The following is a 391-nucleotide window of genomic DNA, read 5'->3' as shown; positions in this document are numbered from 1 at the left end:
GAACAGAGCCTGACCGTGCAGCCGCTCGAGCCGACGTTCGGCAAGCTGCGCGACACCCTGCACCGCACGATCGAGGGCGCCGAGCATTACGAACGGCAGGCGCTGACCGTCTCCACGCGCCTCGCCGACGAGGTACTGGCGCTGCGCATGTGTCCTTTCGCGGAAGGCGTGCACGCGCTGCCGCGCATGGTGCGCGACCTCGCGCGGGGCCTCGGCAAGGACGTGCGCGTGGAAATCGCGGGCGCGGACACGCTCGTCGACCGCGCCGTGCTGGCGCGCATGGAAGGACCGCTGCACCAACTGCTGCGCAACGCCGTCGACCACGGCATGGAGCTGCCGGCCGAGCGCACGGCCGCCGGCAAGCCCGCCCACGGGACGATCCGCCTGGAAG

General features: G+C 72.1%; 1 pseudogene. It reads left to right on the top strand.

The annotated features are described in order from the left end of the window. Window positions 1-391: pseudogene (locus tag ACEN88_RS34505) on the top strand (hybrid sensor histidine kinase/response regulator); the annotation flags it as partial.

Source organism: Massilia sp. CT11-108 (genome assembly GCF_047302915.1).
Lineage (GTDB): Bacteria > Pseudomonadota > Gammaproteobacteria > Burkholderiales > Burkholderiaceae_D > Telluria > Telluria orientalis.
Note: the sequence above shows the minus strand (reverse complement) of the source record. Positions and strands in the feature narration are given on the sequence as shown.